Below are 13,463 nucleotides of genomic sequence, written 5' to 3'. Positions count from 1 at the left end.
GACTGACGCCATGGGCAGTTGCGCGTCCGAAGCCTGGCGGGTCAGCTGTTGAGTGCGTGTCCGGTCGTTGAGTCGACATGGTCTGGGACCTCGTCGTGCCGATCGCCCACGGTGAGTGTCCCGGTGGGTTCGAACATGAGGATGGCGGCTCCGTACGGGGCGTAAGGCTTGTGCTCCGTGCCTCGGGGGACGGTGAAGACCGCCCCCTGGGGGAGCAGGACCGTGCGCTCCCCGGCGGGCTCGCGCAAGGAGATGTGCAGTTCGCCGTCGAGTACCAGGAAGAACTCGTCGGTGTCGTCGTGGACGTGCCAGATGTGTTCGCCCTCGACCTTGGCGATGCGGACGTCGTAGTCGTTGACGCGCGTGACGATGCGGGGGCTCCACAAGGCGTCGAATGAGGCCAGAGCCTTGCTCAGGACGATGGGTTCGCTGCTCATGGGATCATCCTGAGCCGTTTCACACGGCAGCTGTGAGTGCTAGGAATTGCACATGCCGAAAGAATCCTCGCACGCCGCTCAGACGGCGGGCGCACACCGGGTCGTCGTGATCGTGGACGAGAACTCGAACCCCTTCGAGCTCGGCTGCGCGACCGAGGTCTTCGGCCTGCGCAGACCAGAGATCGGCCGTGATCTCTACGACTTCAGGCTCTGTTCCCCCGAGCCCCGCACCCTGATGCGAGACGGATTCTTCACGCTCACGGGAGTCGCCGACCTGGAAACGGCCGACTCGGCGGACACCCTGATCGTCCCCAACCGCCCGGACACCGAAGTGCCCCGCCGCCCTGCCGTGCTCGATGCCATCCGCCGGGCACACTCCCGTGGTGCACGCCTGGTCGGCTTCTGCAGCGGCGCCTTCACACTGGCCGAGGCCGGAGTCCTGGACGGGCGGCGGGCCACCGCGCACTGGCAGTGGGCGGATTCCTTCCGGGCTCGCTTCCCCGCCGTCCGGCTCGAATCGGACGTGCTGTTCGTGGACGACGGTGACATCCTCACCGCTGCCGGGAGTGCGGCTGCCCTCGATCTCGGATTGCATGTGGTCCGCCGCGACTACGGCGCGGAGATCGCCAACTCCGTGAGCCGGCGCCTGGTCTTCGCGGCGCACCGGGATGGCGGGCAGCGGCAGTTCGTGGAGCGTCCCATACCCGACCTGCCGGACGAGTCCCTGGCACCCGTCATGGCCTGGGCCCAGGAACGGCTGGACTCACCGCTCACCGTTTCCGATCTAGCGGCACGAGCGGGGGTCAGTCCGGCTACGCTGCACCGCCGGTTCCAGGCGCAGCTGGGCACCACGCCTTTGTCGTGGCTCACGGGGGAACGGCTTGCCTTGGCGTGCCGCTTGATCGAGCGAGGCGAGTCCCGGTTCGAGGTGGTAGCGCGGCGCAGCGGGCTCGGCACCGCTGCCAATCTGCGCACGCTGATGCGCCGCGAGACCGGCATCACCCCGTCGGCATACAAGCGCCGGTTCGGGCCCGAGGCGAATTGACACCTGGGATCTCCGGTGCTGAGCCAGAGCCTGCTTCGGGCCTGCGCGGTCACCGCGCTCGCCCCGCTGCCGGTGCCGTCGGTGTTCAGCTCTTGCGTGCCAGCGGCTGCTGCTCGAAGGCCACCCCGGCCAGGCCATGGGCCATCAGGTTGCGGATGTTGGCATGATCGGAGCCGTCCGGGGTCGCCAGCACGCTGCGGTAGTGCTCGCCGAATGCCAGCAGCGCCTCCTGGTCGCTCAGGCCCTCCAGCAGGGCCAGTCCCAGGGTCTTGCAGGAGCCCTCGTTCTCGCCCGCGGCGTTTTCGGCTTCCCCGTTGCGGAACGCCTGCGGCTGATAGTCGTAGTGCGCCGCGATGAAGGCCAGCGTGTCGGCGAACTCGTGCTCACCCGACGCGAGGCTCGCCCGCAGCGAGTTCAGATCAGTCATGTCGGTTCCCTCGGGGTTGGACGGACGACCGGTTGCCGTCCGTGACCGGACGACAGTACCGCCCTTGGGGCCGACGGGTAACGAGCGGCATCTCCGCAGGTCACGATGTGAGATTGTGCGATCCGCCGAGAGGCGGTCGCGGCCCGGGTGAGCAGGGCGGGGTCGCCGCAGGGGCATTGTCAGTGCCGGGCAGCATGATGACCTTCATGACCGAAAACAGTGCCCTGCTCTCCCCTGTCGCCTACGCGGAGGCCGTGACCACCGCCCTCGCGGCGTCGGCCGCGTACTACGGCGACGGGACCACCCCGCTCGGGGACGACGAGTACGACGGGCTGCTGCGCGCCATCGCGGCCTACGAGGAGGCCCACCCGGACGAGGTGCTCGCCGCGTCGCCGGCCGGGAAGGTGGCGGGGCCGTGCAGGGGGACGTGCCGCACTCGGTGGCGATGCTCTCCCTCGACAACGTCTTCGACGCCGACGGGCTCGCCGAATGGGCCGCAGCTCTGCAACGGCGCCTCGGGCGCCCGGTGGCCGGGTGGTGCGTGGAGCCCAAGCTCGACGGTCTCGCCGTGGCCGCCCGCTACCGGGGCGGCCGGCTCGTCCAGCTCCTCACCCGCGGCGACGGACTGGCCGGCGAGGACATCACCCACGCCGCGGACGCCGTCCTCGGTCTGCCGCCGGTCCTCACCGAGCCGGTCGACGTCGAACTGCGCGGCGAGGTACTGCTGACGACCGCGCAGTTCGAGGAGGCCAACCGGATCCGGCTCGCCCACGATGCCACGCCCTTCGCGCACCCGCGCAGCGGAGCGGCCGGCACCCTGCGGGCCAAGGACCGCCCCTACCGGATCGAGCTCACCTTCTTCGCCTACAGCGCGATCGGCCTGGACGACCTCGGCCACCTCACGCTGCTGGAGAAGCTGGCCGCGCTCGGCGCGCACACGGCTGCCGGCACGGCCGCCGCCCCGGTGCGGTGCGAGACCCTGGAGCAGGTGCAGGAACGCATCGACGTGATCGCCGGCCTGCGCGCCGGCCTGCCGTTCGGGATCGACGGGGTCGTGGTCAAGGCCGACTCGGCCGAGGACCAGCGGCAGGCGGGCAACGGCTCGCGCGCCCCGAGATGGGCGGTGGCCCGGAAGCTGGCGGCCGAACACAAGGTGACGCGGCTGCTGGCGGTGGAGTGGAACGTCGGCCGGACCGGGATCATCGCCCCGCGCGCGGTCCTGGAGCCCGTGGTCATCGACGGGGTGACGGTCACCTACGCCACGCTCCACAATCCGTCCGACATCACCCGCCGCGGGCTCATGATCGGCGACCAGGTGTTCGTGTACCGGGCCGGGGATGTGATCCCGCGGGTGGAGGCGCCGCTGGCCGACCAGCGGACCGGCGCAGAGACCCCGGTCGCCTTCCCCGAGGCCTGCCCGCGCTGCGGCGACGCGATCGACACCTCCGAGCAGCGCTGGCGGTGCGTGCGCGGCCGGGGCTGTCAGGCCGTGGCCTCGGTGATCTACGCGGCCGGCCGCGACCAGCTCGACATCGAAGGCCTTGGCGGCACGCGGGCGGTCCAGCTGGTGGAGGCCGGCCTGGTCAAGGACATCGCCGACCTGTTCACGCTGACCCGCGAGCAGCTCCTCGGTCTGGAGCGGATGGGTGAGACCAGCGCCGCCAACCTCCTGGCCGCGATCGAGACCGCCCGCGGGGCGGCACTGAGCCGCGTCTTCTGCGCGCTCGGTGTCCGCGGCACCGGCCGCACCATGTCCCGCCGGATCGCCGCGCACTTCGGTTCGATGGCCGCGATCCGTGCCGCCGACGCGGACACGCTGGCCGGGGTCGACGGCATCGGCACCGAGAAGGCCCGCGTCATCGCGGCCGAACTGGCCGAACTCGCCCCGCTCCTCGACAAACTCCAGGCCCAGCGGGTCGGCACGCAGGTCACCGAGCCGCAGCACAAGCCCGCGACCGGGGCGAACGACGGCGAGGACCCGGCGGACGGGCCGGCGGGCGGCGCGGCGGCCGGGCCGCTGGCCGGGCAGGCCGTCGTGGTGACCGGCTCCATGACCGGCCCGCTTGCGGAACTGTCCCGTAACGAGATGAACGAGCTGATCGAGCGGGCCGGAGGAAAGGCGTCGTCGTCGGTGTCCAAGCGCACCACCCTCCTGGTGGTGGGCGAGAAGGCCGGCTCCAAGCGGGCCAAGGCCGAAGAACTGGGCATCCGCATCCTCGGCCCCGAGGAATTCGCCGCCCTCGTCGCCGGCCTCCTCCCCACCGCCTAGACGAGTCATTCCGAAGTGATCGTGCTCAGCTTGCCGATGGGCCAAGGGGCCATTCGATGGCGTGCTGCTGGCCCGTGGACATGCATGCTGCCTGCGCCAAGGCGGGCTTTGCGTCCCTCGAGAAGCCGGCGAAGTAGATGACGCTCGCCGCACCAGGGGGGCCGGAGCTGGTCCTGCTTGTCCCGGGCCGCTCACGGCAGCTGCCGAATCCCTCCCCGGGGCTTCAACTTAGCTGGTCGCGCACGAGATCAAGGAATGCCTGTCGGCTCGGATGGATGTGCGCCCAGACCTTCTCATCCTGTGGCTCTCCCGAGTCTTCGGGGCCCTTCCTGATCACCTCCTGTACTGCCCACGCGAGGCTGCGTGCCGCTTCGCTGACCTCGGACGCGCACAGTACGTGGATCGTCTTCTGCGTCACCCACACCCTGTCAATGACCTGCCTTGCCCGGGCCTGCCACTGCTCGTCAGCCAGGTTGTGGTGATACCGATCCACCGCGACTCGTTCTGCTTCCTGCACCGCAGACAGAAATGCGATGAGGTGCGTGAGCCGCTCGTTGCGGCGCGCCTCGGCAAGTTCACGGACACTGCGGCGCGCCTCGCCGCGTTCCAAGGCGCGTCCTGCCGAGCGTTGGGCCAGCATCGACATGAGCCCGCCGAGTAGGACGCCGATGAGCGGCGCAAGCGTTGTCCACACAACGTCCGATTATGACATCGATGGCATGAACACGGCACGGGGTTCGGGACCTTCGTGCCGAAGCAGCCGGGCTGGAACAAGCGGCTGCGGGCTGCGCTGTCGCTGGTCAAGCGGGCTGTACGGCTCCTTGCGACGGACACCGACTTCTGGTTCGACAACCACTGGATCATCGACTCCACCCCGGTCGAGTGCGGCCGGTCACGCCCCACCGTGAAGCGGTGTCGGACCTGGCCGGCTGGGCCGGATACGGGTACTGCGCCAGCCATTCCCGATTCTTCTGGGGCCTGCGGCTATACCTGGTGTGCACCCCAACCGGTATGCCGATCTTGTGGTCCCTTGCGAACCCGAAGCTGGACGAGCGCGAGGTGCTGACGGCGATGTTGAATCGTGAGCCGGACACAGTCACCGACCGCCCCGGACTGCTGGTGATCACGGACAAGGGCTTCGCCTCCAAGGAATTCGAGACCGATCTGGCCATGCGCGGGGCAGAGCTGCTGCGGCCCTCGTTCAAGCGGGAGAAGCGCCGCAAGGGCGAGTCACTGCTGAAATCGGTGCGGCAACTGATCGAGTCGGTGAACGACACCCTCAAAGGCCAGCTCGACCTGGAACAACACGGCGGCCGGACCTTTGAGGGCGTCGCCGTCCGCGTCGCCCAACGCGTCCTCGCGCTGGCCGCAGCAATCTGGCACAACCACAAGACCGGACAGCCAAGCACACGGTCCCTGATCGCCTACGACCACTGATCACTTCGGAATGACTCATCTAGCCGCCGCAGTGGGGCGTAGCGCGGCGGGCGGTGATCGGCCGGCATGCGGATCCGGTTCCGGAGCGGTACGTTCACAGGGACCCCTGCGCGGGATCCGCCCGATCGAGGAGCGCGCGTACGGTGATGCGCTCCGCCGTCCGGAGAGGACATACCGATGAAGGGACGACTCGCCTTCGCCGCTCTCGCCGCGGCGGTTGTCGCCGTACTTCCTCCCGCCGCCGCCGGGCCGGCTCAGGCCGTGCCGGTCCAGCCCGGCGGGGACTGTGCGGCGCTCATCAGCCTGATCTCCGACCCGAACGTCTCCGTCCAGGAGAAGAAGCAGGCGGCCCGGGACTACCTGAGCACCCACAGCAGGGACGAGATCAACGAGTGCCGCAGCAGCTACCGGGGCGACATCCCGCAGTAGCGCGCGACCGCACCGGGTGTCGCCCTCCGCGTCGAGTCAGGGGTCCAGCCGAGATGGGCCCCTCGGCGGGTGCCAGCGGCTCCGGGGAACCGTCTATTCGGGGAACGAGTAGTAGAGCGCGCTGCTGTAGAAGGACCCCAGGTGCTCCTGCCAGCCGGCACGAACCGAGGCGAGCCATTCGTCGTTCTCACCCAAGACAGCCGCCTCGGCCTGGGCCACGGCGGCGGGGATGTCGGCGGATACCAGCCGCTGGACCGCCGCCACCGGATCCTCGTCCGAGAGGGAGATCATCTCCCCGGTCTCCAGGACGAAGTACGCCGCCCGCTGCCTTTCGAGGTGGGACGCGGTCTTCTCCACGCACTGGACGAACTCGTCGTCCTCCTCGAGTCCCTGCCCGACCGCCTTCAGGACGTTGCGCAGCAGAGTCGCGCCCCTGTCGTAGTCCGCGGCGATGCCGATCCGGGGACTCCAGATCATGGAGGGGACGATCGTCGTGCCGTACCCGGTCAGCAGCTTGTGGGCCAGCGGGACAGCCCAGTTGTGCTGCGATACGCACCGGATCGACTGGGGGATGTCGTCCTCGGTCGGCATCGAATCGGCGGAGTAGAGATATGAACGGTTTGCCATGCCGGCGACCCTAACAGCGAGGTCTGACAGCCCCGGTGCTCCGTGGCAGGGCGGTGTTCCTCAGTTCCCGGTCAGCCTCGCGCTCCAGGGGTGGGCGGGGCCGTGGACCACGAACTCGGGGCCGCCGTCGTACGGACTCCAGGGCGGCGGACCGTACGCATCACGGATGGCCTTGGCGAGCCAGTTGCGCCGCGCCGGCCCCAGCAGGGGGAGTGCCGCGGCGAAGTCCTGCTCGTCCTTCGGGCGTGGTTCCTTGGCCTTGTAGAACAGCTGGACCTCCGGGGCGAGGTAGGGGATGCCGTCGGCAGATACGGCACCCAGCTCGGCGATGGGACGGTGCACGAGCAGGCTGCGGCGGGAGACCCACAGGTCCTCGTGGGACTCGTCCAGCATGACCTGGATGCGCCAGGGCTGGTCGGGACCGGGACGACACCACACGTCGTGCACGCCCAGCGGCAGGTACTCCCCCGGCTGCCAGGGCCGCAGGGTGCCCGGCGGGTCGGCTACCCACCACTCCCAGCCGGACAGGGCCCGTTGTACGGCGTGCTGGTGTTCACGCAGGACGAGGACGTCGATGTCGGCGTGGGGGCGGAGGGGACGACCGACCGCGAGCTCGATGGCATGGCCTCCGGCGACCCACCACTCAGTGGCCAGCGGGGAAAACAGCTCGACGACCTCGGAGAGCGGGGCCGGGAGCCAGTCGGGGGCAGTCATCTGCCGGATGGTACCGCTCGAGGCGGACGGGCCCCTGCCGTGAGAGGCCGGGGGCCGTCCCGCTGGAGCCGGGGGACGACTGGCTGCAGGTGGTTTGTGGCGGCGCGTGCGCGCGCGGTGCTCTACGGGGCGCCCTGCTCCGGGAGTTCGGGGAGGGCGGGGAGGGCCCCTGCGCCCGGCCGGAGGGGTGGGGGCGCAGGGGTCGGCGGGGGGGGTGGTCAGAAGGGCTTGGTCGGGAGGTATTTGCCGTCGAGGGTGATGACGGCTCGCTCGCCGCCCTCGGGGTCGGCGACCTTCTTCACGTCGAGGCGGAAGTTGATGGCGGAGATGATGCCGTCGCCGAACTCCTCGTGGACCAGGGCCTTCAGCGTCGTGCCGTAGACCTGGAGCATCTCGTAGAAGCGGTACATGGTCGGGTCGGTCGGGATCCGGTTCGGCATCGAGCCGCGGACCGGGATGGTCTGCAGCAGCAGCGCCGCGTCCGTGTCCAGGCCCAGCAGTTCGGCCACCGCCTTCGCGGAGTCCTCCGGCAGCGGGTGCTGGCCGAGGACGGCGGCGGTGGTGAAGGCCACCGACAGGCCCGAGGCCTCGGCGATCTGCTTCCAGGACAGATTCCTGGCGGTCTTGGCCTCGACGGCCTTGGCGGCCAGGGACTCGCGGGCGGTCTGCGTGAACTGTGCCTGAATCATGGGTGGTACGTCCTTTCGGGGAGGGAGGAGGGGGGGTGGGAGGTGGGAGGGGCGGGGTCAGGCCGCTGGTGCGATGGCGGTGAGGTCGTCGATGTGGCCGGTGGGGATGTCGTAGACCCAGCCGTGCAGGGCGAGGCCGCCCTTCGCCAGGGCACTGGCGACCGAGGGGTGGGTGGCGAGGTTCGCCAGCTGGGCGAGGACGTTCTGCCGCACCAGGGCCGGTACGTCGCCGGCGGTGGCGGTACGGGCCACCGAGGCGGCGGCGAGCCTCAGCCAGTCGGCGACCGCCGGGGCGCCGCTGAGGTCGTGGTCCTGGGCGAGGGCGGTCATCGCGCCGCACCCGGAGTGGCCGCAGACGACGATGTGCTTCACGCCCAGGACGGCGACCGCGTACTCGATGCTCGCCGCGACCCCGTCGGCCCCGGGGGCGTAGGCGGGGACCAGGTTGCCGGCGGTGCGGATGACGAAGAGGTCGCCCGGCTCGGTGCCGGTGATCAGCTCGGGGACGACGCGGGCGTCCGAGCAGCTGATGAACAGCGTGTGCGGGCCGTGGTGCGTGGCCAGACGGGCGAAGAGCTCCGCCTTGGCCGGGAAGACGTCCCTCTGGAAACGGGCCACGCCCTCGGTGAGGTCCTGCACGCTCACGGTCACAGTCGCGGTCACGGTTGCGGTTACTCCCTTCGGTGGGGTGCCCTGTTGGGCTGGTGAAATCCACTGTGCATGACCTGGCGCTATAGCGTCCAAGAGCTGTTATCCATAAAAGTCAGTGGTCGCATCTATGGTTGGTTCCATGGCTGCTCTCGAACTGCGTCACCTGCGCTATCTGCTCGCCGTGGCCGAACACGGCAACTTCACCCGCGCCGCCGAGGAGCTGCACATCTCGCAGCCCACGCTCTCCCAGCAGGTCAAGCAGCTGGAGCGGACCGTGGGCACGCAGTTGCTGGACCGCACCGGCCGCACGGTACGGCTCACCGACGCCGGCGCCGTCTACGCCGACCACGCGCGCCGCGCACTGCGTGACCTGGCCGCCGCCGAGCGCGCCGTCCACGACGTCAAGGACCTCTCCCGCGGCCACCTGCGCCTGGGCGCCACCCCCACCTTCACCGCCTACCTGATCGGCCCGCTCACCGCCGAGCTCCACCGCCGCCACCCCGGCATCGGCCTCACCCTGAGGGAGATGCCCCAGGACCGCATCGAGGCGGCCCTGCTCGCCGACGGCCTCGACCTCGGCATCGCCTTCGCCGGCCCCCACCTGCCCTCCCTCACCGCCACCGCCTTGTTCACGGAGACCCTCGGCCTCGTCACCGGCGGCGCGCGCGGCCCGGTGGGGCCCGATCCCCTACCGGTGCGGGCGCTCGAGGACGAACAACTCGCGCTGCTCAGCGGTGACTTCGCCACCCGCAGCCACATCGACGCCTACCTCGCCCGCCACCGGGTCCGGCCGCGCATCACGGTCGAGGCCAACTCCGTCCAGGCGCTCACCGAAATCGTCCGGCGCACGGCCCTCGCCACCGTCCTGCCCGACGCCATCACGGACGACCACCCCCACCTCACCCCCGTCCCCCTCGACCCGCCCCTGCCCACGCGCACCGTCACCCTCCTGCACCGCGAAGGCGCCTACCAGAGCGCCGCCGCCCGCGCCTTCACCGACATCACCCGCGACCTCGTCCGCTCCCGCGGCTACACGCCACCACTGGTCTGAGCCGCGCCGCCCGGAGGGGCCCCGCGCTCGGGGCCGGGCGCGACCGGGCGCGGCCTTCCGGGCCTCGCCGGCGGGCGGGTGGGGATGTGGCATCCTGCGGGAGGTTCCGGCGGGTCGGCCGTCGGCGGCGGAAGGGAACCCCGTGGCCCGCAGCGCGCTCCTGGCCGGAGCCACCGGACTGGTCGGCGGACAACTGCTGGCGCGACTGCTGCGCGACCCGCGCTACGGGCGCGTCACCGTGCTGGCCCGCCGGCCGCTGGGTCTCGAACACCCGCGGCTGGACGTCCGGGTGGTGGACTTCGCGGGGCTCGGGGCCGACGACGTGCCGGCCGGGGCCGACGTGTACGGGGCGCTGGGCACCACCATCCGGCAGGCCGGCTCGCAGGAGGCCTTCCGCGAGGTGGACCAGCACCACACGGTGCGGGTGGCCGCGCTGGCCCGGGACGCGGGCGCCGAGCGGATCGCCGTGGTCTCGTCGGTCGGTGCCGGTTCCGGCTCCCGGGCCTTCTACCTGCGGGTCAAGGGGGACATGGAGGCGGAGGTGACGGCCCTGGGCTTCCGGCAGACCGAGTTCTTCCGGCCCTCCTTCATCCTCGGCCGCCGCCCCACGCACCGCCGCGGTGAGGGCCTCGGCAGCTCGGCGGCGACGGTGCTGGCCCCGCTGCTCGCCGGGCCCGCCCGCGCGTACCGGCCCGTGCCGGCCGGACGGCTGGCGGCGGCGATGATCGCCGCACTGGCCGAGGACCGGCCCGGGGTCAGGGTCCGCACCTACGAGGACTTCGTCGCCCTCGCCCCGGAGCCCGCCGCGTAGCCCGCCCCGGAGCCCGCCGCGGAGGGCGGGCGTAACCGGGGCCGCCCGGCGCTCGTTGGGGAGGCCGGTGGCCGGGAGGGACCCGGTGCGGGCGAGCGGAGGCGGTGCGCCGTGCGGGCTGGCGGACTGGTCGATCTGACCGGCAGGTCGTGCCTGGTGACGGGCGCGGCCAGTGGCATCGGGCGGGCCACCGCGGCCCTCTTCTCCCGGCTCGGCGCCCGGGTCACCGCCGCCGACCTGGACACGGCGGGACTGACCGCGCTGCGCCGCGACTGTGCCGACCGGGGTGACGCGCACGGGGTGACCGTGGTGACCGGGGACGTCTCCCGGCCGGAGGACGCCGAGCGGATGACGGGCGCGGCGGTGACGGCGGGGGGCGGGCTGGACGTGCTGGTCGCCAACGCGGGGATCCTGCCGCTGTCGGGCCTGCTGGAGACCAGCGCCGAGGACTGGGACCGGGTGATGGCCGTCGACGGCCGCGGGATGTTCCTCTCCTGCAAATACGCCGTCGCGCGGATGGCCGAGCAGGAGTCGGGCGGGTCCGTCGTGTGCGTCTCCTCGATCTCCGGAGTGGCCGGGCAGGCCCGCCAAGCCGCCTACGGGCCCGCCAAGTTCGTCGCCTCCGGGCTCACCAAGCACCTCGCGGTGGAGTGGGCCGGGCGCGGCATCCGGGTGAACGCGGTGGCCCCCGGCACCATTCGCACCGAACGCGTGCGGCGCCTCGCCGACGAGCCCGGGGGCCCGGAGTACCTCGACCACGTCACGGCGCTGCACCCGCTCGGCCGCCTCGGTGAGCCCGAGGAAGTGGCCCGCGCCATCGCCTTCCTCGCTTCCGACGCCGCCTCCTTCATCACCGGCGCGGTCCTCCCCGTCGACGGCGGTTACCTGGCCCAGTAGCCGTCCGCGGTCAGCGTCGGTGCCGGCGGTCCCGTTCCGCGAGGGCGGTGTTGACGACGGCCACCGCGGCGAAGGCGACGGCGGGCTGGGTGCGGCCGAGGGAGTAGAGGGCGGCCGCGGCGGAGCCGAAGAAGAGGGCCTTCACCACGAGTACGGCCGCGAGCGGGACGGTGAAGGTGGCCCTGGGAGCGGCGAACAGGCCCCAGGCGGTGGCCGCGAGCGCGGGCGCGCCCACGGCCTGCAGGATCCGCGTCAGCGTGTTGTGGCCGGTGGACCACCCCCACCAGGCCAGCAGTGCCAGCCCGGCCAGCTCCAGGAGGAAGGCCAGGCCTTCGTTGACCGCGCGGAGCGGGGTGGGGAGCATCGGCCGGGGTGCCTTTCGTGGACGGAGGGCGAACGGACGCGTCCGTGCCGGGGGGTACCGCGGTCGACCCGGTTCACCGCTCCGTGTCTGTGGCCTGACGGCCCGTCGTCACTTCAGGTGCCGGTGGAAGAACCGGGCCGCGTCGTCTCCCGCGAACTGAGGCACACCGGTGTGCCCGCCCATGTTGGCGCAGAGGGACTTCTCCTCGGAGCCGAAGGCGTCGAACAGGTCCAGGGCCGCCTGCCGGTCGTTCCCCTCGTCGTCCCACTGCAGCAGGACGTGCAGGGGAATGGTGACCCGGCGGGCCTCCTCGAACATGGCGCGGGGCACGAAACTGCCGGCGAAGAGCCCGGCGGCCTTGATGCGCGGCTCGACCACCGCGAGGCGGATGCCGATGGAGATCACTCCGCCCGAGTACCCGACCGGGCCGCCGATCCCGGGCACGGCCAGGAGGGCGTCGAGGGCGGCCTGCCACTCCGGGACCGCTTGTTCGACGAGCGGGAGGACGAGGGCGTCGATGATCTCCTCGCTGACCGGCTCGCCGGCCTGAACGGCCCCGCGCAGGTCGGCGCGGGCCTGTTCGAGGGCGTCCAACCGGGGCCGTTCGCCGCTTCCGGGGAGCTCTATGGTGGCTGCGGCGAAGCCGTCTGCCACGGCCTGCCGGGCCCGGCCCACCATCCGGGGGTACATCTTGCGCAGCCCGAGCGGGGGGTGGCCGAGCAGGATCAGCGGCGTCGGCGTGGATGCGGGGGCGGAGGCGGGCGTCCAGAGGATGCCGGGGATCTCGCGGAGGGTGAACTCGCGCTCGATGACGTCGTCGTCGAGGCGCTGTTCGGAAGTGAAGTGCATGGTCGTGCCTTTCGGGAATGCTCGCGAACGGCGCTCCCGGACGACCTATCGCCCGACCGTGACCCCGGAGGGGAGCACCCATGTCGATACAGCGTTCACGGGTACCACCTCCTCGTTCTCTTGCACGGCTTCCGGAAAGGTAGCAGGGGTTCGGCGGCCCGCCAAACGGATTCCGTCACGGCGGTGTTGCCGGCCCGGCACGGGCTCGGGCGGGTGATCGAAAACGTGGCGTCACCCGCCGTGGCGCCCCCTCCCGCGCGGGGAAGGGGCTCAGGACTCCTCGGGCACGGCTCCTGCGGAGGACGGGGCCGACGCCCTCCTCCTGCGATATACCACCGCCGCGCACACCGCGAGCAGGAGCACCGCCACGCCGGACACCCCGAGGGCCGTCCGCTCGGCGAAGAGCCTGCCCAGCACCTCGAGCACGCCGATCCCCGCGGTCGCGTAGATCAGCGCCCAGGCCGCTCCGCCCACGAACAGGGCGGGGAGGTAGCGCGGCAACGGCATGCGCATGCTGCCCGCGAGGAAGTTGGCGGCGGTCTGGAGCCCGACGGTGAGGAAGGAGGCCGCCACCACGGGCGCGCCCCAGCGGTGGATCGCCCGCTCGGCACGCTGGAACTTCGCCGAGGAGATCCGGCCGGCGAAACTGCTGCGCCGGGCCCCGGCGCCGGCGAGCCACCCGACGGCGAACGTCCCTCCGGCGCGGAGCAGGACGATGGCGTACAGGGCCCCGGCCGTGAGCGCGATCCTATCCACGACGCCTCAT

Annotated in this window: 16 protein-coding genes and 1 pseudogene; 7 read left to right on the top strand and 10 right to left on the bottom strand. The window is 71.6% G+C overall.

From position 1 onward, the window contains the following. Positions 1 to 41: 41 nt before the first annotated feature. Positions 42 to 437 carry a cupin domain-containing protein gene (locus tag BX286_RS33790; RefSeq protein ID WP_079423337.1) on the bottom strand — a complete coding sequence of 132 codons (396 nt, stop codon included), beginning with the start codon at positions 435 to 437 and terminating at the stop codon, positions 42 to 44. Positions 438 to 489: 52 nt separating this feature from the next. Here BX286_RS33790 and BX286_RS33785 point away from each other — a divergent pair, with 52 nt between their 5' ends. Beyond that, positions 490 to 1,482 (top strand): GlxA family transcriptional regulator, encoded by a 993-nt coding sequence (locus BX286_RS33785; protein WP_121017425.1) that lies wholly within the window; start codon positions 490 to 492, stop codon positions 1,480 to 1,482. Positions 1,483 to 1,567: 85 nt separating this feature from the next. Here BX286_RS33785 and BX286_RS33780 read toward each other — a convergent pair whose 3' ends face one another. Beyond that, complete coding sequence (locus tag BX286_RS33780; protein ID WP_079423341.1) at positions 1,568 to 1,909, bottom strand: HopJ type III effector protein; 342 nt, start codon at positions 1,907 to 1,909, stop codon at positions 1,568 to 1,570. A gap of 197 nt (positions 1,910 to 2,106) precedes the next feature. Here BX286_RS33780 and ligA point away from each other — a divergent pair. Then, positions 2,107 to 4,178, top strand: a pseudogene (ligA, locus tag BX286_RS33775) (NAD-dependent DNA ligase LigA). Positions 4,179 to 4,401: 223 nt separating this feature from the next. Here the strand turns inward: ligA and BX286_RS33770 are convergent. Next, positions 4,402 to 4,824 carry a hypothetical protein gene (locus tag BX286_RS33770; RefSeq protein ID WP_123995951.1) on the bottom strand — a complete coding sequence of 141 codons (423 nt, stop codon included), beginning with the start codon at positions 4,822 to 4,824 and terminating at the stop codon, positions 4,402 to 4,404. Positions 4,825 to 5,090: 266 nt separating this feature from the next. On the opposite strand from BX286_RS33770, the gene BX286_RS33765 reads away from it, so the two are divergent. Both BX286_RS33765 and BX286_RS33760 read left to right on the top strand, forming a co-directional pair. Further along, entirely contained in the window at positions 5,091 to 5,615 is a 525-nt protein-coding gene (locus tag BX286_RS33765) for a transposase (protein WP_237292503.1), read from the top strand. Positions 5,616 to 5,792: 177 nt separating this feature from the next. After that, positions 5,793 to 6,044, top strand: coding sequence for a hypothetical protein (locus BX286_RS33760; protein WP_079423345.1), 252 nt, complete (start codon positions 5,793 to 5,795; stop codon positions 6,042 to 6,044). 93 nt (positions 6,045 to 6,137) lie between these two features. On the opposite strand, the gene BX286_RS33755 is transcribed toward BX286_RS33760, so the two are convergent. The 4 genes from BX286_RS33755 to BX286_RS33740 form a co-directional block, all read right to left on the bottom strand. After that, the gene (locus BX286_RS33755; RefSeq protein ID WP_121017423.1) at positions 6,138 to 6,671 is read right to left on the bottom strand and encodes a hypothetical protein; all 534 of its coding nucleotides are present in this window, start codon (positions 6,669 to 6,671) and stop codon (positions 6,138 to 6,140) included. Positions 6,672 to 6,731: 60 nt separating this feature from the next. Beyond that, on the bottom strand, positions 6,732 to 7,385 hold the full coding sequence (locus tag BX286_RS33750) for a nucleotidyltransferase domain-containing protein (protein WP_398898863.1): 654 nt from the start codon (positions 7,383 to 7,385) through the stop codon (positions 6,732 to 6,734). A 218-nt stretch (positions 7,386 to 7,603) separates the two neighbouring features. Further along, positions 7,604 to 8,074, bottom strand: a complete 471-nt coding sequence (cynS, locus tag BX286_RS33745) for a cyanase (RefSeq protein WP_079423349.1) — start codon at positions 8,072 to 8,074, stop codon at positions 7,604 to 7,606. Positions 8,075 to 8,131: 57 nt separating this feature from the next. After that, positions 8,132 to 8,713 carry a carbonic anhydrase gene (locus tag BX286_RS33740; protein WP_121017814.1) on the bottom strand — a complete coding sequence of 194 codons (582 nt, stop codon included), beginning with the start codon at positions 8,711 to 8,713 and terminating at the stop codon, positions 8,132 to 8,134. A gap of 151 nt (positions 8,714 to 8,864) precedes the next feature. Here BX286_RS33740 and cynR point away from each other — a divergent pair, with 151 nt between their 5' ends. From cynR to BX286_RS33725, 3 genes are all read left to right on the top strand, one after another. Continuing rightward, on the top strand, positions 8,865 to 9,776 hold the full coding sequence (gene cynR / locus BX286_RS33735) for a transcriptional regulator CynR (protein ID WP_185117352.1): 912 nt from the start codon (positions 8,865 to 8,867) through the stop codon (positions 9,774 to 9,776). Positions 9,777 to 9,918: 142 nt separating this feature from the next. Beyond that, a complete protein-coding gene (locus BX286_RS36850; RefSeq protein ID WP_187344252.1) occupies positions 9,919 to 10,587 on the top strand; it encodes an NAD(P)H-binding protein in 669 nt (222 codons plus the stop codon). A 111-nt stretch (positions 10,588 to 10,698) separates the two neighbouring features. Beyond that, the gene (locus BX286_RS33725) at positions 10,699 to 11,484 is read left to right on the top strand and encodes an SDR family NAD(P)-dependent oxidoreductase (protein WP_237292505.1); all 786 of its coding nucleotides are present in this window, start codon (positions 10,699 to 10,701) and stop codon (positions 11,482 to 11,484) included. A gap of 10 nt (positions 11,485 to 11,494) precedes the next feature. Here the strand turns inward: BX286_RS33725 and BX286_RS33720 are convergent, their stop codons facing one another. The 3 genes from BX286_RS33720 to BX286_RS33710 all read right to left on the bottom strand — a co-directional run bounded on the left by BX286_RS33720 (position 11,495) and on the right by BX286_RS33710 (position 13,453). Then, entirely contained in the window at positions 11,495 to 11,848 is a 354-nt protein-coding gene (locus tag BX286_RS33720; protein WP_121017419.1) for a YrdB family protein, read from the bottom strand. Between the two features lie 108 nt (positions 11,849 to 11,956). After that, entirely contained in the window at positions 11,957 to 12,697 is a 741-nt protein-coding gene (locus BX286_RS33715) for a dienelactone hydrolase family protein (RefSeq protein WP_121017418.1), read from the bottom strand. A 270-nt stretch (positions 12,698 to 12,967) separates the two neighbouring features. After that, entirely contained in the window at positions 12,968 to 13,453 is a 486-nt protein-coding gene (locus tag BX286_RS33710; RefSeq protein ID WP_121017416.1) for a DedA family protein, read from the bottom strand. Between the last annotated feature and the right edge of the window lie 10 nt (positions 13,454 to 13,463).

It is taken from the genome of Streptomyces sp. 3211.6 (assembly GCF_003634815.1).
Classification (GTDB): domain Bacteria; phylum Actinomycetota; class Actinomycetes; order Streptomycetales; family Streptomycetaceae; genus Streptomyces; species Streptomyces katrae_A.
The sequence above is the reverse complement of the archived record's forward strand: the minus strand, read 5'-3'. Positions and strand labels throughout refer to the sequence as shown.